The organism is Streptomyces canus 299MFChir4.1 (genome assembly GCF_000383615.1).
In the GTDB taxonomy this organism is placed as follows: Bacteria; Actinomycetota; Actinomycetes; order Streptomycetales; family Streptomycetaceae; genus Streptomyces; species Streptomyces canus_C.
This window is the reverse complement of sequence record NZ_KB911584.1, coordinates 349,915-375,590: the sequence shown is the minus strand read 5'-3', so window position 1 is coordinate 375,590 and position 25,676 is coordinate 349,915. Positions and strand designations below refer to the sequence as shown.

At 72.0% G+C, this 25,676-nt stretch carries 22 protein-coding genes; 15 read left to right on the top strand and 7 right to left on the bottom strand.

The genetic code is table 11. The features are described 5' to 3' along the window. Positions 1 to 10 precede the first annotated feature (10 nt). Positions 11 to 1,543: an amino acid permease gene (locus H293_RS0109780; RefSeq protein ID WP_020117692.1), complete on the bottom strand. Its 1,533-nt coding sequence runs from the start codon at positions 1,541 to 1,543 to the stop codon at positions 11 to 13. Between the two features lie 289 nt (positions 1,544 to 1,832). On the opposite strand from H293_RS0109780, the gene H293_RS0109775 reads away from it, so the two are divergent. The 3 genes from H293_RS0109775 to H293_RS0109765 all read left to right on the top strand — a co-directional run bounded on the left by H293_RS0109775 (position 1,833) and on the right by H293_RS0109765 (position 4,441). Continuing rightward, complete coding sequence (locus H293_RS0109775; RefSeq protein WP_020117691.1) at positions 1,833 to 2,495, top strand: PadR family transcriptional regulator; 663 nt, start codon at positions 1,833 to 1,835, stop codon at positions 2,493 to 2,495. A 183-nt stretch (positions 2,496 to 2,678) separates the two neighbouring features. Beyond that, positions 2,679 to 3,668 (top strand): daunorubicin resistance protein DrrA family ABC transporter ATP-binding protein, encoded by a 990-nt coding sequence (locus H293_RS0109770; protein WP_020117690.1) that lies wholly within the window; start codon positions 2,679 to 2,681, stop codon positions 3,666 to 3,668. Then, entirely contained in the window at positions 3,665 to 4,441 is a 777-nt protein-coding gene (locus tag H293_RS0109765; RefSeq protein WP_020117689.1) for an ABC transporter permease, read from the top strand. The genes H293_RS0109770 and H293_RS0109765 overlap by 4 nt, the downstream gene beginning before the upstream one ends. Before the next feature lie 104 nt (positions 4,442 to 4,545). Here H293_RS0109765 and H293_RS0109760 read toward each other — a convergent pair whose 3' ends face one another. Both H293_RS0109760 and H293_RS0109755 read right to left on the bottom strand, forming a co-directional pair. Continuing rightward, entirely contained in the window at positions 4,546 to 5,391 is an 846-nt protein-coding gene (locus tag H293_RS0109760; RefSeq protein WP_020117688.1) for a siderophore-interacting protein, read from the bottom strand. 93 nt (positions 5,392 to 5,484) lie between these two features. Beyond that, positions 5,485 to 6,414: a 5'-3' exonuclease gene (locus H293_RS0109755; RefSeq protein WP_397895340.1), complete on the bottom strand. Its 930-nt coding sequence runs from the start codon at positions 6,412 to 6,414 to the stop codon at positions 5,485 to 5,487. A gap of 194 nt (positions 6,415 to 6,608) precedes the next feature. Between H293_RS0109755 and H293_RS0109750 the strand changes: the two genes are divergently transcribed. From H293_RS0109750 to H293_RS0109735, 4 genes are all read left to right on the top strand, one after another. Next, entirely contained in the window at positions 6,609 to 7,670 is a 1,062-nt protein-coding gene (locus tag H293_RS0109750; protein WP_020117686.1) for a quaternary amine ABC transporter ATP-binding protein, read from the top strand. Continuing rightward, the gene (locus H293_RS0109745; protein WP_020117685.1) at positions 7,663 to 10,275 is read left to right on the top strand and encodes an ABC transporter permease/substrate binding protein; all 2,613 of its coding nucleotides are present in this window, start codon (positions 7,663 to 7,665) and stop codon (positions 10,273 to 10,275) included. The genes H293_RS0109750 and H293_RS0109745 overlap by 8 nt, the downstream gene beginning before the upstream one ends. A 293-nt stretch (positions 10,276 to 10,568) precedes the next feature. After that, positions 10,569 to 11,138 carry a helix-turn-helix domain-containing protein gene (locus tag H293_RS0109740; protein WP_020117684.1) on the top strand — a complete coding sequence of 190 codons (570 nt, stop codon included), beginning with the start codon at positions 10,569 to 10,571 and terminating at the stop codon, positions 11,136 to 11,138. Then, a complete protein-coding gene (locus H293_RS0109735; RefSeq protein ID WP_020117683.1) occupies positions 11,135 to 11,851 on the top strand; it encodes a helical backbone metal receptor in 717 nt (238 codons plus the stop codon). The genes H293_RS0109740 and H293_RS0109735 overlap by 4 nt, the downstream gene beginning before the upstream one ends. On the opposite strand, the gene H293_RS0109730 is transcribed toward H293_RS0109735, so the two are convergent. Beyond that, on the bottom strand, positions 11,763 to 12,887 hold the full coding sequence (locus tag H293_RS0109730; protein ID WP_020117682.1) for a TDT family transporter: 1,125 nt from the start codon (positions 12,885 to 12,887) through the stop codon (positions 11,763 to 11,765). The two genes, H293_RS0109735 and H293_RS0109730, sit on opposite strands and share 89 nt — an antisense overlap. Positions 12,888 to 12,957: 70 nt before the next feature. Between H293_RS0109730 and H293_RS0109725 the strand changes: the two genes are divergently transcribed. Together H293_RS0109725 and H293_RS0109720 are read left to right on the top strand one after the other, a co-directional pair. Further along, positions 12,958 to 13,884, top strand: a complete 927-nt coding sequence (locus H293_RS0109725) for a LysR family transcriptional regulator (protein WP_020117681.1) — start codon at positions 12,958 to 12,960, stop codon at positions 13,882 to 13,884. Positions 13,885 to 14,012: 128 nt separating this feature from the next. After that, positions 14,013 to 14,972: a phosphotransferase gene (locus H293_RS0109720; RefSeq protein WP_028807703.1), complete on the top strand. Its 960-nt coding sequence runs from the start codon at positions 14,013 to 14,015 to the stop codon at positions 14,970 to 14,972. Here the strand turns inward: H293_RS0109720 and H293_RS0109715 are convergent. Together H293_RS0109715 and H293_RS0109710 are read right to left on the bottom strand one after the other, a co-directional pair. Continuing rightward, positions 14,950 to 15,642 carry a gamma-glutamyl-gamma-aminobutyrate hydrolase family protein gene (locus H293_RS0109715; RefSeq protein WP_020117679.1) on the bottom strand — a complete coding sequence of 231 codons (693 nt, stop codon included), beginning with the start codon at positions 15,640 to 15,642 and terminating at the stop codon, positions 14,950 to 14,952. The genes H293_RS0109720 and H293_RS0109715 overlap by 23 nt on opposite strands. A 67-nt stretch (positions 15,643 to 15,709) precedes the next feature. Then, positions 15,710 to 16,447, bottom strand: coding sequence for a FadR/GntR family transcriptional regulator (locus H293_RS0109710; protein WP_020117678.1), 738 nt, complete (start codon positions 16,445 to 16,447; stop codon positions 15,710 to 15,712). 95 nt (positions 16,448 to 16,542) lie between these two features. On the opposite strand from H293_RS0109710, the gene H293_RS0109705 reads away from it, so the two are divergent. Genes H293_RS0109705 through H293_RS0109690 form a run of 4 tightly spaced genes read left to right on the top strand, consistent with a single transcriptional unit; the run spans position 16,543 to position 20,884 of the window. Further along, on the top strand, positions 16,543 to 17,901 hold the full coding sequence (locus H293_RS0109705; RefSeq protein ID WP_020117677.1) for a glutamine synthetase family protein: 1,359 nt from the start codon (positions 16,543 to 16,545) through the stop codon (positions 17,899 to 17,901). A gap of 26 nt (positions 17,902 to 17,927) precedes the next feature. After that, positions 17,928 to 19,301, top strand: coding sequence for an aldehyde dehydrogenase family protein (locus tag H293_RS0109700; RefSeq protein WP_020117676.1), 1,374 nt, complete (start codon positions 17,928 to 17,930; stop codon positions 19,299 to 19,301). Beyond that, positions 19,298 to 20,098 carry a 3-oxoacyl-ACP reductase gene (locus H293_RS0109695; RefSeq protein ID WP_020117675.1) on the top strand — a complete coding sequence of 267 codons (801 nt, stop codon included), beginning with the start codon at positions 19,298 to 19,300 and terminating at the stop codon, positions 20,096 to 20,098. The genes H293_RS0109700 and H293_RS0109695 overlap by 4 nt, the downstream gene beginning before the upstream one ends. Before the next feature lie 21 nt (positions 20,099 to 20,119). Then, positions 20,120 to 20,884, top strand: coding sequence for a DUF2510 domain-containing protein (locus H293_RS0109690; protein ID WP_020117674.1), 765 nt, complete (start codon positions 20,120 to 20,122; stop codon positions 20,882 to 20,884). Between the two features lies 1 nt (position 20,885). On the opposite strand, the gene H293_RS0109685 is transcribed toward H293_RS0109690, so the two are convergent. Continuing rightward, a complete protein-coding gene (locus tag H293_RS0109685; RefSeq protein WP_020117673.1) occupies positions 20,886 to 22,088 on the bottom strand; it encodes an amino acid deaminase/aldolase in 1,203 nt (400 codons plus the stop codon). Between the two features lie 1,593 nt (positions 22,089 to 23,681). Between H293_RS0109685 and H293_RS61590 the strand changes: the two genes are divergently transcribed. Continuing rightward, positions 23,682 to 24,485: a hypothetical protein gene (locus tag H293_RS61590; protein ID WP_020117671.1), complete on the top strand. Its 804-nt coding sequence runs from the start codon at positions 23,682 to 23,684 to the stop codon at positions 24,483 to 24,485. Beyond that, positions 24,482 to 25,666, top strand: coding sequence for a type VII secretion-associated serine protease mycosin (mycP, locus tag H293_RS0109670; protein ID WP_020117670.1), 1,185 nt, complete (start codon positions 24,482 to 24,484; stop codon positions 25,664 to 25,666). The genes H293_RS61590 and mycP overlap by 4 nt, the downstream gene beginning before the upstream one ends. Positions 25,667 to 25,676 lie beyond the last annotated feature (10 nt).

Genomic DNA, 25,676 nt, shown 5'->3' with positions numbered 1-25,676 from the left:
CTCCGTCCCGCTATCCCGCCGGTGTGGGCCGACGCAGCGCGCGCCACGCCACGCCCACCGCCAGCGTCGCGGCCAGGAACAGCACCGTGAACCACTGGAAGTACCAGTGCCCGCCCGCCGGGTCGTACACCTCGGCCCGGGGCCAGGCCAGGTTGACGGTCATCAGGAGGCCGTAGAGGAGGGCCAGGGCGTTGACCGGGATGCCCCAGCGGACCAGGGAGAACAGTCGGCCGCCTTCCTCGTCGGTGCCCGACGAGGTGAACTCGCCCCGGATGCGGCGGATCAGCAACGGGCCCGTGACCATCGCGTACGCCAGGTACAGCATCACGATGCAGGTCGTGCCGATCGCCAGGAACGCCTCCGGAGAGGCGAAGTTGAGCAGGAGCAGGGCGGCGGCCAGGGTGCCGACGACCAGCGCGGGGGCGGTGGGCATGCCGGTGCGGGGGTTCACGCGCGCGAGGCGGCCCGCGAAGGGCAGTTGGCCGTCGCGGGCCATGGAGAAGAGCATGCGGCAGGCCGCCGTCTGGATGGCGAGGGTGGCCACCGTGATCGCGATGACCACGTCGGCCAGCAGGGCCTTGCCGACACCGTCGCCGAGGCTGCTGGTGAGGACGTAGCTGAGGCCGTCGACGGACAGGTGCCCGTCGGTGAGGCTGGGGGCGGCGAGCAGGCCGCCCAGGACGATCAGGCCGCCGAGCGCGCCGGCCGCGCCGAGCGCCGTCAGGATCGTGCGGGGCGCGACGCGCCGGGGGTTGCGGGTCTCCTCGCTCATCTCGCCCGCGCTGTCGAAGCCGATCATCACGTACGCCGCCGTGAACGAGCCCACCAGCAGCGCCCCGAACAGGCCGCTCTGCGCGGCGCCCGCGGTGTGGAAGGTGATGCTCGGTGTGCGCTCGGAGTGGGTCAGCAGGAGCACGATGATCAGCACCGCGCCGATGATCTCGGCGGTGACGCCGACCCGGTTGACCAGGGACAGGACACGGTTGTCGAGGACGTTCACGACGGTCGTCAGGACCAGCAGGATCACGCCGAGGACGGCCGCGTTGGCCGCCCCGTCCGCCGAGGTCGGCGCCGGGTCGGTGCCGACCAGCTGGAAGCCCGACCAGATCGCCGGGAGCACCATCTGCAGGGCCAGCGCCGCCGCGGCGACCACGACGATCTGCCCGATCACCATGATCCAGCCGGCGAACCAGCCGAAGACCGGGGTGGAGAGGCGGGACGACCACTGGTAGATCGCGCCCGAGAGCGGGTAGCGGGCCGCCAGTTCCGCGAAGCAGGCCGCCACCAGCAGCTGTCCGACCAGGACCGCCGGCCAGGCCCAGAAGAAGACGGGGCCGCCGAACGCGTACCCGAAGGCGAAGAACTGGAAGACGGTCGTCAGGACCGAGATGAAGGAGAACCCGGCCGCGAAGGACGCGTACCGGCCCAGGCTGCGGTGCAGCTCCTGGGGGTAGCCGAACTCGGCGAGGGACCGGTCGTCGGGGGAGGGGGAGGAGGAGTGCGGGGGATCGGGACGGACGTCGGAGGGACTGGTCGTCGTCACGGCGGCACCTGCCTTCGGCGGCATGAGGGCGAAAGAGCGGAACAGCGGTGCGGGAGCTGAATTCCTGTCGGGTGACAGAAATTAGGGAGGGGCTGTTTCGGGTGCGTGACGCAGGCGTGTCGGAGTAGCGCCCAAGTCCTCACTCCCTTGCGTGGACCGTCCATACGCGATACATCGTGTCCATTGACGGCCCGTCGCAAGTCGCGATATGTTCGCCTGCGGATATTCGGCCGCGAGGTTCTGCGGCGCGGCGATACGGCCGCACGGTTGCGGAGGTGAGGTGGAGTCGATGGGGCGTCGCAAGCTCCGCAACCCTCTGGCGCTCGCCGTGCTGGCGACGCTCTGGCAGAAGCCGATGCATCCCTACGAGATCGCCCAGACCCTGCGCCGCCAGGGCAAGGACTCCAGCACGAAGATCAACTACGGCTCGCTCTACACGGTCGTTCAGAACCTCGAGAAACATGGATTCGTCGAGGTCACGGACGTGGAGCGGCAGGGCAACCGGCCCGAGCGGACCGTTTACGGCATCACCGCGGCCGGGCGCCAGGAGACCACCGAGTGGATGTCGGACCTGGTCGCCTTCCCGGCCAAGGAGTACCCGATCTTCGAGACCGCGCTCTCCCTGCTCGCTGTGCTGCACCCCGACGAGGTGGGGCCGTTGCTGAAGGAACGGCTCGACGCCCTGGAGGTGCGGATCGCGAGCGACCGAGGCGCGCTGGAGAAGCTGTACGAGACGCTGCCCCGGCTCTTCCTCGTGGAGAACGAGTACCAGCTCCACATGGTCGAGGCGGAGGCGGAGTGGGTCCGCGGCTTCCTCGACGAGCTCACCAAGGGCACGCTGCCCGGCATCGAGGAGTGGAAGGCATTCCACGAGCCGGGCCCAGAACGAGAACCAGGCCCAGAGCGAGAAACGGGACCTGAACGAGAAACAGGCCCTGAACAAGATCCATGACCTGAACAAGAACAGGCCCCGGCACGGCTGTTGCAGCAGCCCGCCGGGGCCTCGAACCCCGAACTGAATCCGCCCTGAGGCACATCCAGGCGATCGAGGTGCGGCACACCCAGGATAGCCCGGTGCTCCTCACGTGGATCAGTTGTCATCCGCTCAGCCAGGAGACCCAGGAGAGCACCTGCCATGAACACCCGTGCGCCCGCGATCGAGGCGCGTCAACTGATCAAGACCTACGGCGGTCAGGTCACCGCTCTCAACGGTATCGACCTCGTCGTCGAGCGGGGCAGCGTCTTCGGCCTGCTCGGCCCGAACGGCGCCGGCAAGTCCACCACCGTCAAGATCCTCACCACCCTGGCCCGCCCCGACTCCGGCTCGGCCACCGTCGCCGGCCATGACGTGCTGCGCCACCCGGACCGGGTCCGGCGGGCCATCGGGGTGGTCGCCCAGGGCTCCGGCGCCGACCCGGTCGCCACCGGCCGCGAGAACCTCCGACTCCAGGGCAGGCTCTACGGCCTGAAGGGCGCCGCCCTCGACCGGCGGGTGGACGAGCTCCTCGACCGCTTCACGCTCACCGAGGCGGCCCGGCGTCCGGTCAAGGGCTACTCCGGCGGCATGCGACGCCGGCTCGACGTCGCCCTCGGCCTGGTGCACCGCCCCGAGGTGCTCTTCCTCGACGAGCCCACCACCGGTCTCGATCCCGAGGCCCGCAGCGCCATGTGGGACGAGATCGGGCGGCTCGCGGCGGACGAGGGGCTGACGATCCTGCTCACCACGCACTACCTCGAAGAGGCCGACCGGCTCGCCGAGCGCGTCGCGGTCGTCGACCGCGGCCGGATCGTCGTCGAGGGCACCCCGGACGCGCTCAAGGGCGAACTCCGCGGCGACGCCGTGCATGTGGAGCTGCGCGAGCCGCTCGGCGACGCGGGGCGCACGCTGCTGACCGGCGTCCTGCGCGACGTGCCGGGCGTGCACGAGGTGCTGGCCGACGGACACCGCGTCAGCGTCCGCGCCGACGACGGGGCCGCCGCCGTACCCGCCCTCCTCGCCGCCCTGGAACGGGCAGGGGTCAAGGTCGCCACCGCGACCGTCGCCCGCCCGTCCCTCGACGACGTCTACCTGCGCTACGCGGGCCGCCGTTACTCCGACGCCGAAGACCTGGTGGGTGCCCGATGAGCATGGCCGTCTCCCAGACCTGGTACATGACGCAGCGTCAACTCCTGGTGTTCGTGCGGCAGCCCGCGTACGCGATCATCACCCTGATCCAGCCGGTGATCTGGCTGTTCCTGTTCGGCAGCCTCTTCAAGAAGGTCGTCGAGCTCGGCGGCTTCGGGACCACCTCGTATCTCGACTACCTCGTCCCGGGCGTGGTCGTGATGAGTGCGCTCGGCTCCAACATGTGGGCCGGCATGGGCACCCTGGAGGAGATCCAGCGCGGGACTCTGGACCGCTTCCTGACCACCCCGGTCAGCCGGGCCGCGCTGATGAACGGGAACGTCGTCAACAACGGCCTGGTCACCGCCTTCCAGTCGGTGGTCATCGTGCTGCTCGGGCTCCTCGGGGGCGCCGACTACCCGGGCGGCATCGCGGGGATCGCCGTCCTGGTGCTCGCCTCGGTCCTGCTGGGCACCGTCTTCGGGGCGCTGTCCAACGCGCTCGGCATGCTGGTGCGGGAGCGGGAGTCGATCATCGGGATCAACACCTTCCTGCTGCTCCCGCTCACCTTCCTGTCCAGCGCCTTCATGGCGCCCTCGCAGATGCCCTCCTGGATGCGGCACGTCGCCGACTTCAACCCGCTGAACTGGGCGATGGTGGCGGGCCGTTCGGCCCTGTCCGCCGATCCGGACTGGGGTGTCGTGCTGAGCCGCGGGGGAGCGCTGCTCGGGCTGGCGGTCGTGGCGGTGTGGCTGTCGATCCGGACGTTCCGGTCGTACCAGCGGTCGGTGTGACCGCTCCCGGACGCGACGAAAGGGGCGGCACCCTCGAAGGTGCCGCCCCTTTCGGGGACGCATGCGTGAAGCGCGGACCTGACAGGCAAGCCTGAAGCGCAGCCCTAAGCGGCGGGCGCCGCCCCCTCCTGCTCCGCTTCGATGCGCGCGTTCCAGTCCCGCTTGGAGGCCTGCCAGCCGTCCTCGTTGTGGCCCAGGCGCCAGTAGCCGGAGATCGACAGGTCCTCGCGCGGCACTGCCCGTTCGACCCGCAGCAAGTGGCGCAGCTGCTTCACGAAGTGCGCCTCGCCGTGCACGAACGCACACAGCCGGCCCTCCGGGAACTCCAGCGCGCGGACGGCCTCCACCAGGGCCTCGCCGACGGGGCGGGAGCCGCGGTGCAGCCAGACGACCTCCACGTCGGAGTCGATCTTCTGCTCCTCCTCGGGCCCGGAGACCTCGATGAAGGCGTGCGCCCGGGTGCCGTCGGGCAGTGACTCCAGGGAGCGGGCGATCGCGGGCAGCGCGCTCTCGTCCCCGACGAGCAGATGCCAGTCGGCGTCCTGGTGCGGGGCGTAGGCGCCACCCGGGCCCATGAAGCGCACGGTCTCGCCGGGCTGGACCCGCACCGCCCAGGGACCGGCCAGGCCCTCGTCGCCGTGGATCACGAAGTCCAGGGTGAGCTCGCGGTGTTCGGCGTCCCAGTGGCGCACGGTGTACGTGCGGGTCACGGGCCACTGCTCGCGGGGGAACTCCTCGCGGATCCGCTGCATGTCGAAGGGTTCGGGGTAGGTCGCGCCCTCGGCCGGGAACAGGATCTTGACGTAGTGGTCGGTGCAGGTGTCCGCCGCGAACTCGGCGAGTCCGTCGCCGCCGAGCACCACGCGCTGCATGTGCGGGGTGAGGCGTTCGGTGCGCAGCACCTGTGCGGAGTGGGGCTTCCGCGGCTTGCGTCCCGGTCCTTCTGCCATGGCGGCCTCCCAGTTCCCTACGCTTAGGCTTACCTAAGTTAGCATCCGCCTCGCTGGCGACGGCATGCCACTCGTGGAAAGCGAGGGCAATATTTACGCGCCGAGCGTCGCCACCAGTCGCTGCAATGATCCACCGAGCCCCCACCGCTCCGCCAGCTTCTCCAGTGCCGCGGGATCGCGCGGCGTGCGCGGAACCGCGGTGTCCACTCGCGGCAGCGGGACATCACCGGCCACCCGCACGACCTTCGGCGCCACGGCCACGTACGGCCGCGACTCGTCCAGCCGCTTGCGCTGCGACGGCGTGAGCTTCGCCTTCGGGTCGTCGACCGCGGCCATGATCCCGGCCAGGTCGCCGAACTGGTCGAGCAGCTTGGCCGCCGTCTTCTCGCCGATGCCGGGCACGCCCGGCAGACCGTCGCTCGGGTCGCCGCGCAGCAGCGCCAGATCCACGTACCCGCGGCCGTCGACGCCGTACTTCTCGCGCAGCCACGCCTCGTCGGTCAGCTGGAGCGTGCCGACGCCCTTGAGGGGATACAGCACCCGCACCTGGCGCTCGTCGTCGACCAGCTGGTACAGGTCGCGGTCGCCGGTGACGATGTCGACCGGGCCGGTCGCCTGCGCGGTGAACGTGCCGATCACGTCGTCCGCCTCGTATCCGGCCACCCCCACGCGCGCGATGCCGAGCGCGTCCAGGACGGCCTCGATCACCGGCACCTGCGGCGACAGAGTGTCCGGCACCTCCTCCTCGTCCGGGCCGCTCTCGTGCTCCTCGGCGACGCGGTGCGCCTTGTAGGAGGGGATGAGGTCGACCCGCCACTGGGGGCGCCAGTCGGCGTCCATGCAGGCCACCAGCAGGTCGGGATGGTGGTCCTTGACCAGGCGGTCGATGAATTCGAGGAGGCCGCGCACGGCGTTCACCGGCGTGCCGTCGGGTGCCTTCACCGACTCCGGCACCCCGAAGTAGGCACGGAAGTAGAGCGAGGCGGTGTCGAGGAGCATCAGTCGTCCGGTCACGTCTCGCATCATGCCGTACGGCACCGACACCGGCCGCCGCCGCTCGACGCGTCCGGCGGTGTGAGCGTCCTGTGAACCAGGACACCCGTGTGTTTGGCCGAAAGGCTTATGGGCAGGCGCCGCCTCGGAGCGAGGCAGGTTGCACTTTCAACTGTTCGCGGCCCTTCGTCTCCCACCCAGTGGTCAAGAGACAAGAGGTACGCGTGTCATCACGGCTTGAGGCAGAGCAGCTGTACAAGGTCTTCGGAAGACGGCCGGACCAGGCGGTCGAGAGGCTTCGCGAGGGCGCGGACCGGGAGGGACTGCGCGCCGAGGGCACCACCGCGGCGGTGATCGACGCCTCCTTCACCGTGGACCCGGGCCAGATCTTCGTCGTCATGGGCCTGTCGGGCTCCGGCAAGTCCACGCTGCTGCGCATGCTCAACGGCCTCCTGGAGCCGACCGCGGGCCATGTCCGCTTCGACGGCCAGGACCTCACCGCGCTCACCGACCGCGAGCTGCGCGCCGTACGCGCCCAGAAGATCAGCATGGTCTTCCAGCACTTCGCGCTCTTCCCGCACCGCAGCGTCCTGGAGAACGCCGCCTACGGACTCGCCGTCCAGGGCGTCCCCAAGGCCGAGCGCATCGAGCGGGCCACCGAGGCCCTGGAGCTGTGCGGCCTGGGAGGCTGGGAGAAGTCCTGGCCCGACGAGCTGTCCGGCGGTATGCAGCAGCGCGTGGGCCTGGCCCGGGCCCTCGCCACCGACGCCGACCTGCTCCTCATGGACGAGTCCTTCAGCGCGCTCGACCCGCTGATCCGACGGGACATGCAGGACCAGCTCCTCCAGCTCCAGAAGACCCTGAAGAAGACCATCGTCTTCATCACCCACGACCTCAACGAGGCGATGCGGCTCGGCGACCGGATCGCCGTGATGCGCGACGGCCGGATCGTCCAGATCGGCAGCGCGGAGGACATCCTCGTGCGGCCCGCCGACGACTACGTCGCCTCCTTCACCAAGGACGTCGACCGCTCCCGGGTCCTTACCGCGTCCGCCGTCATGGACACGGACGTGAGCGGCACCCCGGCCGACTGCGGCTGCGCCGACGACTGCGAGACCGCGACGCCCGACACGCCGTTCACCGAGCTGTGCGCGATGAGTGCCCGGTCGAGCCACCCGGTGGCCGTCCTCGACGCGAAGCGCAGGCTCGTCGGTGTGGTCGCGCAGGAGCGCCTGGTCGGCTTCCTCGGCGACGTGGAGTCCCCCCAGGAGGCCGCTCATGCCTAGGATCCCGCTCGGCGACTGGGTCAACGACACCGTCGACTGGCTGCTGGACCACGTGTCCTGGCTCTTCGACTTCCTGAAGACCGTCTTCACCGGCACCTACGACGGCATCGACGCCGTCCTCCAGGCGCCCCAGCCCCTGCTGCTCGCGGGCATCCTCGCCGTGATCGCGTTCTGGCTGCGCGGCACCCTGGCCGGCGTCCTCACCTTCGCGGGATTCGCCTTCATCGACTCCCTCGAACTGTGGGAAGACGCGATGACGACCCTCTCACTGGTCCTCGTCGCCACGATCATCGCGCTGGTGATAGCCGTTCCCGTGGGCATCTGGGCGGCCCGCTCGAACCGGGTCAGCGGCATCGTCCGCCCCGTCCTGGACTTCATGCAGACGCTGCCCGCGATGATCTACCTCATCCCGGCGATCCTGTTCTTCGGCACCGGCGCCTCCGCGGGCATCGTCGCCACCCTGATCTTCGCGCTGGCCCCCGGCGTCCGCATGACCGAGCTCGGCATCCGCCAGGTCGACAAGGAGCTCGTCGAGGCCGCCGAGGCGTTCGGCACCACCCCGCGCGACACTCTCCTGCGCGTCCAGCTTCCCCTGGCGCTGCCCACCGTGATGGCCGGCGTCAACCAGGTCATCATGCTCGGCCTGTCCATGGCCGCGATCGCCGGCATGGTCGGCACGGGCGGCCTCGGCGGTGACGTCAACGAGGCCATCGGCCAGCTCAACGTGGGTCTCGGTTCCGAGGCCGGTGTCGCCATCGTGATCCTCGCGATCTACCTGGACCGCATGACCAGCGCGCTCGGCACCCAGGTCTCCCCGCTGGGCCGCCGCGCCGCCGCCAAGGCCCGCGCGACCCAGGGCCTCAGGATCTGGTCCTACCGCCCCCGCCCGCAGATCGCCGTGATCGGCGTCGTCGTCCTCGCCCTCGTCGCGGGCGGCATGGGCATCTTCGGCGGCACCTCGGGCGAGGCCACGGCCGTCTCCGCAAGCAAGGATGTCGGCCAGGGCAAGAAGATCAGCATCGGCTACGTCCCCTGGGACGACGGGGTCGCCTCCACCTTCCTGTGGAAGGAGATCCTGGAGGAACGCGGCTACCAGGTGGACGCCAAGCAGTTCGACGCGGGCCCCCTCTACACCTCCCTCGCCTCCGGCAACGCCGACTTCATGACCGGCGCCTGGCTGCCGACGACCCACGAGCAGTACTGGAAGAAGTACGGTGCCGACCTCGACGACCTCGGCGCCTGGTACGACAAGACGTCTCTGGAGCTGAGCGTCCCGTCGTACATGAAGGACATCAACTCCCTGCCCGACCTCAAGGGCAAGGCCTCTCGGTTCGGCGGGAAGATCACCGGCATCGAGCCCGGCGCCGGCGAGATGGCACTGCTGAAGAGCAAGGTCCTCAAGGCGTACGGCCTCGACAAGGAGTACAAGGTCGTCGACAGCTCCACGCCCGCCATGCTGGCCGAGCTCAAGCGCGCCTACGCCAAGAAGGCCCCGATCGCCGTCACGCTCTGGTCGCCGCACTGGGCGTACAACGACTACGACCTGAAGAAGCTCAAGGACCCCAAGGGCGCCTGGGGCTCGGGTGACGGCATCCACTCGGTGGCCCGCAAGGGCTTCGCCGACGACAACCCGGTCGTCGGAGGGTGGCTGAAGAACTTCAAGCTGGACGAGAAGCAGCTCACCAGCCTGGAGGCCGAGATCAACAAGGCCGGCAAGGGCAGGCAGCAGGACGCCGTGCGCACCTGGCTCAAGCAGCACCCGGGCCTGGTCGACAAGCTGGCCCCCGTCGAGGACAGCGGCACTCCGGCCGAGGCGAAGCGGCCGGTCGACGTGGCCTGGTTCCCCTGGGACGAGGACATCGCCGTCACGTATCTCTGGAAGAACGTCCTGGAGAAGCGCGGCTACAAGCTCAACCTCAAGCAGATGGACGTCGGCCCGGTCTACACCGGCCTCGCCTCCGGCGACCTGGACCTCAATTTCGACGCCTGGCTGCCGTACGCCCAGAAGAACTACTGGGACAAGAGCAAGGACAGCCTGGCCGACCTCGGCACCTGGTATCGGCCGACGTCGCTGGAGGTCGCCGTACCGTCGTACGTCAAGGGTGTGAAGACGTACGAGGACCTCAAGGGCAAGGCATCCCAGTTCGACGGGAAGATCATCGGCATCGAACCGGGCACCGGCGAGATGAACCTCCTCAAGAACAAGGTGCTGCCGGGCTACGGCCTCGACAAGGAGTACGAGGTCGTCGACGGCTCCACGCCCGCGATGCTGGCCGAGCTCAAGCGCGCCTACGCCAGGAAGCAGCCCGTGGCCGTGGTCCTGTGGTCCCCGCACTGGGCGTACAGCCAGTACGACCTGACCAAGCTGAAGGACGACAAGAAGCTCTTCGGCGAGGGCAACACGATCCGCACCATCGCCCACGAGGAGTTCCCCGGGCAGTACCCCCAGCTCACCAAGTGGATCAAGGGATTCCACATGAGTGAGGACGAGCTCGGTACCCTGGAAGGGGAGATCAACAAGTACGGCCAGGGCCACGAGGAGCAGGCGGTCACCGCCTGGCTCAAGGAGCACCCGGAGATGGTCGGGCGGATGACGCCGTCATAACCGCTCCGTGTGCACGGTAAGGATCCGGCCAACCACATAGAGCTATGCCATCGCCCGAACTCCGATGCCGACAAGGGGACTTGGGCGGCACACGCCGGACGGGTGACCGAAAAACGGCCCCCTGGCAGCCTCCAGGGGGCCGTTCGGCTGGCGCGAAAGGTGAGGTACGGTCGCCCGCCGTATGACATCGATGTGACGGCCGCGTGAAACGGTTTGCCGAACATGCGTAGGGTGCAGACAACTCATCAGGGGACGCGTCACAGGACCGACGAGCGGAGGAGGGAGCCGGAGCCATGGGCGACCACAAAGAACAGCCCCTTCGGGTCGGCGCGGCCGTGCGCCGTCGGCGCCGCGCGCTGGAGCTCACTCTCGCCGTCGTCGCCGAGCGCAGCGGCCTCTCGGTCCCCTTCCTGAGCCAGATCGAGAACGAACGCGCCCGCCCCAGCCGCAGCTCCCTGGAGAAGGTCGCCGACGCGCTGCGCACCACGGCCGTGGAACTCCTCGCGGCCGCCGACCCGGCGTGCAGCGTCGACGTCGTGCACGCCGACGGTCCGGACCCGGGCTACGAACCCCGGATGCGCTCCCTGGTGCGGGGGCACCACCAGATGCACGCCCAGGAGTTCACCGGCGACCACGACGCGGGCCGTGAATTCCAGTACCGCAACGACCAGTTGATGTACGTGGCCGACGGCGCGGTGGACGTCGAGGCCGAGGGGCGCGCCTACCGGCTGGGCCGCGGCGACACCCTGTACCTGACCGGCGGGGTGCGGCACCGCTGGCGGGCGACCGTGGCGGACACCCGCGTGGTCGTCGTCGCCGTGGCCGAACACATCGAGGCGGTCCAGGACCGGCCCCGGCAGTGAGGGTCGTCTCCCTGGTCCCCTCGCTGACCGAGGCGATCGCCCGCTCGGCACCCGGCGCCCTGGTCGGCGCCACCGACTGGTGCACGCACCCGGCGGACCTCGACGTCCCCCGGATCGGCGGCACCAAGAACCCGAAAGTCGACCGGATCGTCGCCCTCGCCCCCGACCTGGTGATCGCCAACGAGGAGGAGAACCGCGAGCCGGATCTTCAAGCCCTGCGCGCGGCGGGCCTGGAGGTCCTGCTCACCGAGGTCCGGGACGTCCCGCAGGCCTTCGAGGAGCTGGCCCGGGTCGTCGAGGCCTGTGGCGTCGTACGGCCGCGCTGGCTGGACGAGGCCGAGGAGGCCTGGTCGGCGCTTCCCGCACGGGAGCACCGCGTGACGGCGGTCGTGCCCATCTGGCGCAGGCCGTGGATGGTGCTGGGCCGGGACACCTTCGCCGGCGACGTGCTGTCCCGCCTGGGGGTGGACCATGTGTACGCCGGCCACGCCGACCGCTATCCGCGCATCCCGCTGGAGGAGCTGCGGGCGGCCGCCCCGGACGTGGTCGTCCTCCCGGACGAGCCGTACCGCTTCACCCCCGACGACGGCCCGGAGGCCTTCCCCGGCCTGCCTTGCGCACTCGTCAGCGGACGGCACCTGACGTGGTACGGGCCGTCGCTGGCCGCAGCACCACGGGCACTGGACGAGGCCCTGCGAGCAGCGCTCCGCTGACGACCCCGCGAGCGGTGTGCGCGGCGGCCGTGGCCCAGGCGGCGACGAGAGCGGCGTACAGCCCGGTGGCGAGCCAGTCGTAGACGACGAGCCCGGTGTGCCGGGCCAGCGTCTCGGCGCCCGTGACGCAGGTGCCGACCGGGAAGGTGAACGCCCACCAGGTCATCGAGAACCGCATCCCGTGCCGACGGGCCCGGACCACGTGCGCGGTGGCGAGCCCCAGCCACAGCAGCGCGAACCCCATCACGGGCACGCCGTACAGGACCGCGAGGACTGCGAAGCCCTGGCTGTAGGGGGCCGGTACGACCCCGGGGGCCACGTCCGCGAACTTGCCGACGGCGGTGGTGGACTGACCGAGCGGGCCGAGGACCAGGAAGAGGGCCGGGGTGAGGGCGAGGGGGAGCGGCCCGCCGGTGACGATCCGGGCGAAGACGAGCGGCAGCATCAGCAGGGTCGCGAGAAGGCTGAGCCCGAACATCGCGAGGCAGGCGAGCAGGAGGGTCTCGCGCGGCTGACCTGCGGGGAGATACGGCACGAGGAGCGGGCCCAGGGCGGCGGACACCATGGGCGCGACGAGGGGGAGCAGCCACACGGGCGTGGCCTGCCGCGGCTCGGCGTGCTGCCGTACGGCCATGAGGTACGGCACGGCGACGGCGGCCGCGAGCCCCACGGCCGTACCGGCGGTGAACAGCACGGCGTCCAGAGCGACCGCGGCCGTCGTCCCGATCCAGTACCGGCCGACGGTGAGGGCGCCGCCGCCCACGGCCAGCAGGGCCATGGCGAGGCAGCCGTAGAAGGGGGCCGTGGCAGGGTCCAGGAGGTGGGCGCGGGCCTGGTCGGCGTGGTGGTGCCAGTGCAGGGCGCGGGCGCAGAGGAGGACGAGCAGCAGGGCCAGGGACAGAAGCCAGACGGCGGCGCAGATCGGGCGGAGGCCGGGGAGGTGCACCGGGAGCGCGACGCCTGCGGTGGCGACGATCGCGGTGCCCATGACGCAGGCGTACCAGTTGGGCCCGAGGTGACGGACGGCGGTGACCATGTCTCCACGGTGTCGTTCGGGGAGGGCCGCGACCAGGGAGTATGGCTCTATGGGGGCATAAGCTGTCTTTATGAGCGGTGTGGAGGAGCGGGAACCGGCGATCGGCGGGGGGCTGTCCCACCGGGTGCCGGATCTGGGCGCGCTGGAACTGCTGCTGGCTGTGGCGCGGCTGGGGAGCCTTGGCGCGGCGGCGCGGGAGCTGGGCATCACCCAGCCGGCGGCGAGCAGCCGGATCCGTTCCATGGAACGGCAGTTGGGGGTGGCTCTGGTCGACCGCTCGCCCCGCGGCTCCCGGCTCACGGACGCCGGGGCGCTGGTCACGGACTGGGCGCGGCGGATCGTGGAGGCGGCGGAGGCCTTCGACGCCGGGGCACAGGCGCTGCGGGTCCGCCGGGACTCCCGGCTGCGGGTGGTGGCGAGCATGACGATCGCGGAGTACCTGCTGCCGGGGTGGCTCCTGGCCCTGCGCGCGGGGCGCCCGGACACGGCGGTGTCGCTGCACGCGGGGAACTCGGCGACGGTCGTGGAGCGCCTGCTGTCCGACGAGGCCGACCTGGGTTTCGTGGAGGGACTGACGGTCCCGTCGGGGCTGGACTCGGTGGTGATAGCCCACGACCACCTGATCGTGGTGACGGCCCCGGGACATGTCTGGGCCCGCCGCCGGCGCCCCCTGGAAGCCGCCGAACTGGCCGCGACGCCGCTGATCCTCCGGGAGAAGGGCTCGGGCACCCGCCAGGTCCTGGACGCGGCTCTGGGCGGCCTGGCCCGCCCCCTGATCGAGCTGTCGTCCACCACGGCGGTCAAGGCGGCGGCGGTCAGCGGAGCGGGCCCGGCGGTCCTGAGCGAACTGGCCGTCGGCGAGGAACTGGCCCTGCGCCGACTGGTACGGGTCCCGGTGGCCGGCGTGTCACTGGCCCGGGACCTGCGAGCGGTATGGCCCACGGGCCACCGACCGGTGGGCCCGGCGAGGGACCTGCTGTCGCTGACGCGGTCGTAGGGCTCAAGGACGCTCGGGGCGTCGGCACGCGGAGAACCCTTGGCGCGTCGGCACGCGAAGAACCCTCGGCGCGCAGGCGCGCGAAAACCCTTGGCGCGTCGACGCGGCGGACCCGCACCATGAACCGCATGACCGCGACCGCCCCACCCGCCACAGGCGTCCGCACCCCCTGGGGGGACCTCCCCGAGGCCGTACGCGACGCCGTCGCCGACGTGCTCGGCGAGCCGGTCGCCCACGCCGTCACCCAACCCGGCGGATTCTCCCCGGGCGTCGCCACCCGCGTGCGCACCACCAGCGGCCGCCGCGCCTTCGTCAAGGCCGTCAGCGGCGACACCAACCCCGACAGCCCGGAACTGCACCGCGCCGAGGCCCGCAACGCCGCCGCGCTTCCAGCCGCCGTCCCGGCACCCCGCCTGCTCGGCACCCACGACGACGGCACCTGGGTGGCGCTCGTCTACGAGGACGTCCCGGGCAGCCAGCCCCATGTCCCGTGGCACAGGACCGAGCTGGAGCGCGTCCTGGACGCGGTGGCGGACCTGAGCCGCACCCTCACCCCGTCTCCCCTCGACGCTCCACCCGCCGCCACGGCCCTCGCCGGCACCTTCGCCGGCTGGCAGCGACTTCTGCACGGTGAGCACGAGGACCTCACGGCACGCCTCGACCCCTGGGCCGCCGGCCACCTGCCCCACCTCGCGGAACTCGCCGCCCCCTGGCCCGAGGCCGTCACCGGTGACACCCTCGCCCACGGCGACCTGCGGGCCGACAACATCCTGCTGACCGACGACGGCCGTACCGTCTTCGTCGACTGGCCGCACGTCCTGCGCGCCACCGTGTGGTTCGACCTGCTGGTGATGCTGCCGTGCGTCCGCGCCCAGGGCGGCCCGGACCCGGAGGAACTGTTCACGGCACATCTGCTGGGCGCGGGCGCCGACCCCGACGCCGTCACCACCGCGCTCGCCGCCCTGACCGGGTACTTCCTGTACCACTGCCTGCTGCCCCCGCCGCCGGGCATCCCCACCGTGCGGGCCTTCCAACGGGCTCAGGGCGACGCGGCCCTGGCCTGGCTCAGGCGCCGGCTGCGGCTTTGACGAGGGCCTGTGTCACCCGCAGGTCCTCGCCCATCTCCGGATGCCACTGCACGCCCAGCACCCAGTGCGGGCCGGGGAGTTCGACCGCCTCCACGGTGCCGTCCGCCGCGTGAGCCGAGGCCAGCAGGCCCGTCCCGAGGCGGTCCACCGCCTGGTGGTGGTAGGCCGGTACGGAGGTCTCCTCGGGGGCGAGGTCGCCGTAGAGCGTGCCAGGTACGGGTTTGACCGCGTGGTGGCCGAACACGCCGATGGTCTCCGCGTGGCCGTCGACGTGCTGGGTGAGGGTGCCGCCCAGGGCCACGTTCAGGAGCTGCATGCCGCGGCAGATGCCCAGAAGGGGGGTGCCGGAGGCCAGCGCCGCCTCGATCAGGGCCAGTTCCCAGGCGTCACGGGCGCGGGCGGGCGGACCGGTGCGGGGGTCGGGGGTGGCGCCGTAGCGGACCGGTTCCACGTCCGGGCCGCCCGCGATCACCAGGCCGTCCAGGCGGGCCACCGTCGCCGCCGCGTGCTCCGGGGCGTCCGGCGGGAGCATCGCGGCCAGGCCGCCCGCCCGCTGCACCAGACGCGGATAGCCGGCCGGCAGCAGCGCCGCCTCCAGTTCCCAGACGCCCCAGCGCGCCCCGGCCTCCAGATAGGTGCTGACGCCGATCAGCGGTCGTACGGTCGTCACTCGGCCCTCCCAGGCTTGCAATGGCCCACAGCCATACCTTTGCCTCCCGGGCCGCCCGGCCGCAAGGTCACGCCAGAAATCCCCGCAGCAGCGCCGCCGTGCCCGCGCAGTGCTCCCGCATCATCTCCCGCGCCCCGTCCGCGTCCCCGTCGAGGACCGCCTCGACCAGCGCCGCGTGCTGCCGCTGCGAGTGCTCCAGGTTGCGGACCAGGAGCGGGATGCAGTCCAGGAGATCGTTCACCGAGGCCCGCACGGCCGCGTACTGCGCGGTCAGGGTCGGTGAGCCGCACAGCTCGGCGATCGTCAGGTGCAGCAGGGTGTCCAGGCGCCGGTAGTCCTCAAGCGGTGCCTCCTGGGTGGCCCCCAGTGCCGCGCGCAGCCGCTCCGCCTGCTCGTCCGTGAGGCCGTGCGCCGCGCACAGGCCCGCCGCGCCCACCTCCAGGACCTCCCGGAAGCGCAGCAGGTCCTCGATGTCCGCCTCGGCGATCCGGCGCCGCAGCTCCGCCTCGCCCACCGCGTCCCGCGTGCGGGGCAGCACGAACGTGCCGCCGTACCGCCCGCGCCGCGACTCCACCAGCCCCTGGTCCTGGAGCACCTTCAGCACCTCGCGCAACGTCACCCGGCTGATCCCGAGCCGCTCCGCGAGCTCCCGCTCGGCCGGCAGCCGCTCGCCCCCCGGCACCAGCCCGAGCCGCACGACCTGGAGGATCTGCTCCAGCGCCTCCTCGAAGCCGTTGCCCGCCCTGACCGGCCGCAGCACCGGAGTCAACCGGTCGGCCGCGCCGCCGTCAGCGTCCACCGACATATGGCCGAGCCCCCTTCCCAAGCAATGGTTCAGAGCAATACCTTATGGCTCCCGGCCCGGTCGGGAAAACGCGCAGCAGCCGAAGGAGCTCTCCCGTGGCAGACCGCACACCCCCGCTCAGCGTCGAGGAGCTGCACGCCCTCGTCGCGAGCGGCGAGATCGACACTGTCGTCCTGGCCTTCCCCGACATGCAAGGGCGGCTCCAGGGCAAGAGATTCGCCGCCCGCTTCTTCCTCGACGAGGTACTCCACCACGGCACCGAGGGCTGCAACTACCTCCTCGCCGTCGACACCGAGATGAACACCGTCGACGGCTACGCGATGTCGTCGTGGGACCGCGGCTACGGCGACTTCGCCATGCACCCGGACCTGAGCACCCTGCGCCGCGTGCCCTGGAACGCCGGTACGGCCATGCTGATCGCCGACCTCGCCTGGAACGACGGCTCGCCGGTCGTCGCCGCGCCCCGCCAGATCCTGCGCCGCCAGCTGGAGCGGCTCGCCGAGCTCGGCTACACCGCCCAGGTCGGCACCGAGCTGGAGTTCATCGTCTTCAAGGACACCTACGAGCAGGCCTGGGACGCCCGGTACCGGGGGCTGACACCGGCGAACCAGTACAACATCGACTACTCGGTGCTGGGGACCGGCCGTATCGAACCGCTGCTGCGCCGCATCCGCAACGACATGACGGCCGCCGGTCTCACCGTCGAGTCCGCCAAGGGGGAGTGCAACCCCGGCCAGCACGAGATCGTGTTCAAGTACGACGAAGCCCTGGTCACCTGCGACCAGCACGCGATCTACAAGACCGGTGCCAAGGAGATCGCCGCCCAGGAGGGCGTGTCGCTCACCTTCATGGCCAAGTACGACGAGCGCGAGGGCAACTCCTGCCACATCCACCTCTCGCTCGCCGACGCGGACGGCAACAACGCCATGGCGGGCCCCGACGGCATGTCCGACGTGATGCGGTACTTCCTCGCGGGGCAGCTCGCGGCCCTCAGGGACTTCTCGCTCCTCTACGCTCCCAACATCAACTCCTACAAGCGGTTCCAGCCCGGCTCCTTCGCCCCCACGGCCGTCGCGTGGGGCCACGACAACCGCACCTGCGCGCTGCGGGTCGTGGGCCACGGCCGCTCCCTGCGCTTCGAGAACCGGCTGCCCGGCGGGGATGTCAACCCGCACCTCGCGGTCGCCGGGCTGGTCGCCGCCGGGCTGTACGGCATCGAGCAGAAGCTGGAACTGCCCGAGGTGTGCACCGGCAACGCCTACACCGCCGAGTACGCACAGGTCCCCACCACCCTGCGCGAGGCCGCCGAACTCTGGGAGAACAGCCCGATCGCCAAGGCCGCCTTCGGCGACGAGGTCGTCGCGCACTACCGCAACATGGCCCGCGTCGAACTCCAGGCCTTCGACGCGGCGATCACCGACTGGGAGCTGCGCCGCTCCTTCGAACGTCTGTGATGTCGACGTCTGTGAGAGGTACTTCGTTGTCGTACGAGCATGAACTCACCGTCCTCAACCCGGCCACCGAAGAGGTCGTCGCCACCGTCCCCGCCGCCACCGCGGCCGACGTGGACGCGGCCGTCGCCCGCGCGTCGAAGGCACAGGAGCGCTGGGCGGCCGTCGCCCCCGCCGACCGGGCGCGGCTGCTGCGCCGGTTCGCCGACGTGGTCGACCGACACGTCGAGGAACTGGCCCGGTTGGAGGTCCGGGAAGCCGGTCACCTCCTCGGCAACGCCCGCTGGGAGGCCGGCAACGTCCGTGACCTGCTCGCCTACGCGGCGGGCGGGGTGGAACGGCTGAACGGCCGCCAGATCCCGGTCCCCGGCGGCCTCGACGTCACCATCCTCGAACCCCTCGGCGTGGTCGGCGTCATCGCGCCCTGGAACTTCCCCATGCCGATCGCCGCCTGGGGTACGGCACCCGCGCTCGCCGCCGGGAACGCGGTCGTCCTCAAGCCCGCCGAGACGACGCCGCTGACGGCCCTGCGGCTCGCCGAACTCGCCCTGGACGCCGGGCTGCCGGAGGGCCTGTTCCAGGTGCTGCCAGGACACGGCCCGGTCGCGGGCACCGCCCTCGTCGAGCACCCCGGGGTCGCGAAGATCGTGTTCACCGGTTCCACCCGCACCGGCCGTGACGTCATGGAGCGCTGCGCCCGCCAGGTCAAGCCGGTCACCCTCGAACTGGGCGGCAAGAGCCCCAACATCGTCTTCGCCGACGCGGACCTGAAGACGGCCGTCGACCCCTTCTCCTTCCTCGACAACTCCGGCCAGGACTGCTGCGCCCGCACCCGGATCCTGGTCCAGGAATCGGTGTACGACGAGGTCCGTGACCTGCTCGCCGACGCCGTCGCCTCCGTGGTCGTGGGCGACCCGGCCGACGAGAAGACCCAGATGGGCCCGCTGATCTCCCGTCAGCAACTGGACCGGGTACGGCGGTTGGTGCCCTCGGACGCGCCCGGTCTGCGCGGCAGCGCACCCGACGGGCCGGGCTTCTGGTTCGCGCCGACCGTCCTCACCGGCGAGGCCCCTGACTCCGAGGCCGCCCGAGAGGAGATCTTCGGCCCGGTCGCCGTCCTGCTGCCCTTCACCGACGAACAGGACGCGATCCGGCTCGCCAACGACACCCCGTACGGCCTCTCCGGCTCCCTCTGGACCCGTGACATCGGCCGCGCGCTGCGTCTGTCCCGGGCCGTCAAGGCGGGCAACCTGTCCGTCAACTCCCACTCCAGCGTCCGCTACTGGACCCCCTTCGGCGGCTACAAGCAGTCCGGACTCGGCCGGGAACTCGGCCCGGACGCCCTGACCGCCTTCACCGAGACCAAGAACGTCTTCATCAGCACGGAAGGCCCCGCCCAGTGACCTCTTCGACCTCTGCGACCGACCCGATCGTGTGCCGTCGCCTCGTCGGCCGTACGGCCGTCATCACCGGAGCCGGCAGCGGCATCGGCCTCGCCACCGCCCGCAGGCTCGCCTCCGAGGGCGCCCACGTCGTGTGCGCCGACGTCGACGAGACCCGCGGCAAGGCCGCCGCCGACGAGGTCGGCGGGCTCTTCGTCAAGGTCGACGTCACCGACCCCGAGCAGGTCGAGGCCCTGTTCAGGACGGCGTACGACACCTACGGCAGCGTCGACGTCGCTTTCAACAACGCGGGTATCTCCCCGCCCGACGACGACTCGATCCTGGAGACGGGCCTGGAGGCCTGGAAGCGCGTCCAGGAGGTCAACCTGACCTCCGTGTACCTGTGCTGCAAGGCCGCGATCCCCTACATGCGGCGGCAGGGCAAGGGATCCATCATCAACACCGCGTCCTTCGTGGCGAGGATGGGCGCGGCCACCTCCCAGATCTCGTACACCGCCTCCAAGGGCGGCGTGCTCGCCATGTCCCGTGAACTGGGCGTGCAGTTCGCGCGGGAGGGCATCCGCGTGAACGCCCTGTGCCCGGGCCCGGTCAACACCCCGCTGCTCCAGGAGCTGTTCGCCAAGGACCCCGAGCGGGCCGCGCGGCGCCTGGTGCACATTCCGGTCGGCCGGTTCGCCGAGGCCGAGGAGATCGCCGCCGCCGTCGCCTTCCTGGCCAGCGACGACTCCTCGTTCGTCAACGCCAGCGACTTCCTCGTGGACGGCGGGATCTCGGGGGCGTACGTCACACCGATGTAGGGGCCGTCCTACAGTGCATCGATGAGCAGGACGCTCCCGCCCGGCTGGTACCCGGACCCCGACGCTCCGCTGCTGGAGCGCCGATGGGACGGGACGGCCTGGACGGACCACCGGCGCGCCCCCGACGCCCCCGGCCCGCCACGGGCGGCCGGCCGGGCCGCGGGGCGCGCCAGGGCCGTCGCCCTCACGGCCTGCGGGACCGCCCTCGTCGCCGCGCTCGTCAGCGGGGCGTTCGCCCTCGCCCGGGGCGACGGGGACGACGTGGTGCCGGACACGGCACCGACGGTCGCGAGCCCGAAGCCCACCACCGCCTCCCCGGCCCCGGTCCCGTCCCGTCTGGTCGACGAACTCGACGGCATCAGCCTGCCGTTGCCGGACGGCTGGGTCCCCTCGAAGTACGTCACCCGCGACCACGTCGTGATGACCACCGACGGCGGCAGGGTCTTCACCCGCGCACTGCCCGCCGACTCCGGGAGAGCCCCGGCGGCCCTCGCCCAGCAGGACATACCGCAGGCCGCCGACGCGTCCTACGGCCACATCCGCAGCCACCGGCTCGTCAGGTCGGAGCGCGTCGCCGTCGCCGGAGGCACCGGATACCTGGTGCGCTGGCGCGTGAACACGGCCCGGGGGCCCGGTGCCTACGTCCAGTCGCTGGCCCTCGCCCCGGACCGCGGCGGACCTTCCGACGCCGTCGTCGTCCGCTTCGCCTTCGACGCGGGGCCTGACGGGCCGCCGCTCGCCGACATGGACCGGATCACCGGGGGGATCCGGCCCGTGGGCCGTTGACCTAGAGGAACGTGTGGCCTTCCCCGCGGTACGTCGGCACGGTCGCCGTCACCGCGTCCCCCTCGATCAGGTGCAGCCGCTCGAACCGCTCGCACAGTTCACCGGCCTTGGCGTGCCGGAACCACACCTTGTCGCCGAGCAGCAGGTCGTCGGCGGGGGCGCCGAGCAGCGGGGTCTGCACCTCGCCCGGCCCCTCCTGCGGATCGTACTTCAGCCCTTCCGGCAGATACGGCACCGGCAGCCGGTCGGGCCCTGCCGCGCCGGAGGCGGGGTAGCCGCCGCCGAGGACGGTCACGACACCCACGCCGGGCCTGCGCACGACAGGCATGGCGAACAGGGCGGCCGGACGCCCGCTGAAAGACGTGTAGTTGTCGAACAGCCTCGGCACGTACAGCCCCGACCCCGCGCCGATCTCCGTGACGGCGTCCTCCGCGGCGGTGTGCTGCACACTGCCCGTGCCACCGCCGTTGACGAACTCCAGGTCCGGTACGACGGCCCGCACCGCGCTCACGACGGCGGCGCGGCGCTCGGCCAGCTCCCGGCGGGCGGTGGCCTGCATCAGCCGGACGGCCCGGGAACGCAGCGGCCGTCCGGCGACGGAGTCCCCGACACCGGCGATGTGCCCCTCGTAGGCCATGATCCCCACGACCTTGAACCCGGGGCGCCGGGCCACCGCGCGGGCCATGTCGGCGACCTGGGCGGGGGAGTGCAGCGGCGAACGGCGGGCGCCGACCCGGACCCGGCCGCCGAGCAGCTTCAGCGAGGTGTCCAACTCCAGGCAGACCCGGATCACTTCGGTGCCGCCCGCGCGGGCACCGTCGATGAAGGCGAGCTGCGCGGGATCGTCGACCATCACCGTCACGGCGGCGGCGAGCTTGGGATCGGCGGCGAGTTCGGCGTACCCGGCGCGGTCGGCGGAGGGGTAGGCGAGCAGGATGTCGTCGAAACCGCTCCGGGCCAGCCACAGGGACTCGGCGAGGGTGAACGACATGATGCCCGCGAAGCCGTCCTTCGCCAGGACACGTTCGAGCAGGGCCCGGCACCGCACGGACTTGCTGGCGACGCGGACGGGCTTGCCCGCAGCCCGGCGGACGAGATCGTCCGCGTTGGTGTCGAAGGCGTCCAGGTCCACGATCGCGACGGGGGCGTCGAGATGGGCGGTGGCCCGGTCGTAACGGGCCCGGTCGGCGGCGCGTGCAGTCATGAACGAAGCCTGCCAGACAGGATTACCGCAGGGTAGGGGGACGTTCCGGGCAGATGCCCCCGGCCTGGCGGACTGGTTCCCGTTCGCCCAGGAACAACCCGTAGAGTGACGCGCACGCACGCAGGGCTGTTCGCCCCCCGTCGCCGCCGCGCCGGGATGCCGGCCCTTCCGTGCGGGTATGCGTGCCCGGACGGCGGTCTTCCACACCGACGACTCCGGCGAGGGCCCGCGCACGACCGAACGGCCCGGACATGAGGAAACGGGGGGCGCATGAGCACGGAGGCACGCCGCGCCTCGATTCCTCCACGCCCGGCGACCCCACCGCGGCCGGCCCAGCCGCCGGCGACGGGCGAGGGCGGGCCCGGCTCCGAGTCGTCCGAGGAGCCGGGACGACGCGAGGCCGGCGAGTCGGTCGAGCGAGCGATGGTCGAACCGGGCGGACGGATGAACGACGACTCCGACTGGCAGGCGTTCGGCGAGCGGAACCGACGCAGCTCAGGGGCGGCGACGCGACCGACGTTCGGCGGGTTCGACTGGCAGGCCCCGCGGGAGACGGACGGCCATGAGCCCGCGGGTGGCGGTCGGGAGACGCGGCGAGAGGCCGGCGATCCCGGCCGACCGGTCTTCGGGAGTGCCGGTGCGGACCGACAGGACCTCGGCGGTACGGCACCCCGTGCGTTCGGCGACATGAGCGCGGGGCGGGAGTCCGGCGCGCCGGGCGGAGAGCCGTCCCGGGGATCGGCCGCCGCGGGACGGCCGCCGATACGCACGACGAACGGCACCGGCTCGGCTTCGACGCCGTCGCGCGACGAGGCACACGGCACGTCCGACTCCGGCAGGCCCGACGGGGACGGTTCCGGCAACCGGGCCCCCTCGACGCCTGCCGACGGTGCACCGGCGCAGCGCCCGGGAGGCCCGTACCCCGGCAGCATCCCGCCCCCACCCCCGGCCTCGGCCCGCTTCCCCGACACCCCACCGGCCTCCGGCGGCGCGGACACCGCCGGTACCTCCGACTCGCCCTCCACGCACCCCCGCAGGCCCGCCCCCGGCCCGATGCCGCCCGCCGCGAGCGCCGGGAACCGCGCTCCGGGTGCCCGGTCGCGTCCGGCGAGCGAGATGCCGGAGTCTTATGGGCCGAGCACCGCTCGTACCGCCGAGTCGCCTTCCACGGACTCGCGCAGGCCCGCCCCCGGCCCGATGCCGCCCGCCTCCGGTGTCCCCTCGCGCGGGACGGACACCGGGAGTGCGTCCGTGCCGCCCCGGCCGAGGACTCGGCCCACCGTCCCCCCACGTCGTACCGGCGCCCCCGCCGAGACCGCCTCGGAGACGACCTTCCGGATGCGGCCCGTCCCGACGGCCGGGGACGGCCGTACGGGACCGGTGTCCGGCGGCACCGCCGTACCGCCCATGCCCGACGCGCGCCCCGGATTCCCGCCGCGCCCCCCGCGTGAGGCGCCGGTCTCCGGTGACCCGGTTACGCCTCCGGCGCCCACGACACCGCCGCGGACCGCCTCCTTCACTCCCGACCCCGCTCTCTCCTGGAGCGCCGCCCCGCCTCCGCATGACGGAACTCCCGGCAACGGGCGGCCTGTTGTGTCGTTCGGTGAGCCCGAGGTCGGTTACAAGGAGCGGTCGTGGGGAGTGCGGATCCCTCCGCGGATCGCCGCCGTGGCCGCGTGCGTCGTGCTCGGACTCGGGCTCATCGGCGGTGCCGTGACCGGGAGTTGGCTGATCGGGGGCTCCGGGGACGAAGGGCGCGGCGACACCTTCACCCAGGCCGGCGAGCTGTGGCACAGCGTGCCCGTGGACCAGTTGTTCCCGCCGACCGTCGACGGCCAGGGCGCCGGGCCCGGCGGTGCCGACCGCACCTGGACGCGGATCGCCGTCGCCCCCGACGGCGGCTGCAAGGACGCCTTCGACCCCCTGCTGCGCAAGGCACTCGCCCCCGTCGGCTGCGAACGGCTGCTGCGCGCCACCTACACGGACGCCACCCAGAGCTACGTCACCACCGTCGGCCTCCTCTTCACCGACGCCGACGCCACCGCCATGCGCGACCTCGACACCCGCTTCGCCCGGGAGGGCCTGGGCTCCCGCACCGACCTGATGCCCCTCCCGTACGCCGCGAAGAACACTCTCGCGGCAGGGTTCGGCGCCGCGCAGCGGGCCTCCTGGACGATCTCCGTCCTCACCGACGCCCCCGTCGTCGCCTACGCCGTCTCCGGCTGGGCGGACGGCCGTACGGTCGACACCCCGGAGCCCGCCGAGAAGGCCATGGAGTCCGGCGACACCACCCCCGCCGCCCAGGCCGGGCTCGGCAACGAGGCCCAGGGCCTGGCCGACCGGGTCGAACGTGCCCTGCGCAAGACGGTCACCTCGCCCCCGGAGCAGTCCTCATGAGCGTCAGCACCCGCAGGGCAGGTCTCCTGAGCGTCCTCCTCGCCGCCTCCGTCGCCCTCGTCCCGCCCACCGCCGCGCACGCCGACGGCATCCGCGCCAAGCAGTGGGCCCTGGACGCCATGCACACCCAGCAGGCCTGGCAGACCACCAAGGGCGCCGGCGTCACCGTCGCCGTCCTGGACACCGGCGTCGAGAACGACCACCCCGACCTCGTCGGCAACGTCCTCACCGGCAAGGACATGATCGGCTTCGGCGCCACCCGGGGCGACCGCTCCTGGGCCCGGCACGGCACCGCCATGGCCGGCATCATCGCCGGCCACGGACACGGCGTGGGCAACGGCGACGGCGTCATGGGCATCGCCCCCGAGGCCAGGATCCTCCCCGTCCGCGTGATCCTGGAGGACGGCGACGCGGCCCGCGCCAAGGCCCGCAACACCCGCGGCAACGCCCTCGCCGAGGGCATCCGCTGGGCCGCCGACCACGGCGCCGACGTCATCAACCTCTCCCTCGGCGACGACTCCGCCTCAGCGCACCCCGAGGCCGGCGAGGACGACGCCGTCCAGTACGCCCTCGGGAAGGGCTCCGTCGTCGTCGCCTCGGCTGGCAACGGCGGCGAGAAGGGCGACCACATCTCCTACCCGGCCGCCTACCCGGGCGTCATCGCCGCGACCGCCGTCGACAAGTTCGGCACCCGCGCCTCCTTCTCCACCCGCCGCTGGTACGCCACGGTCGCGGCCCCCGGCGACGACGTGGTCATCGCCGACCCCGACCACAAGTACTACGAGGGGTGGGGGACCAGCGCCGCCTCCGCGTTCGTCTCGGGCGCGGCCGCCCTCGTCAAGGCCGCCCACCCCGACCTGACGCCCGCGCAGATCAAGCGCCTCCTGGAGGACACCGCCCGCAACGCCCCCGCGGGCGGCCGCGACGACTCCCGGGGCTTCGGCTTCGTCGACCCCGCGGCGGCGCTCAAGGCGGCGGACCGGCTGAAGCCGCAGGGCCTGCAGCCGGCCTCCTACGGCGAGAAGTACTTCGGCCCGGGCCCGGACACCGCCAAGTCGGAGGAGCACATGGCCAGTTGGGCGGCCCCGCTGGCGGGCGGCCTGGGGGTGGCCCTGCTGATCGCCGCGGTGTTCCTGTGGCGCGGCCGCCGCGGCCCCCGTCGGTCCTACGAGGGCTTCTGAGGCGGGTCCG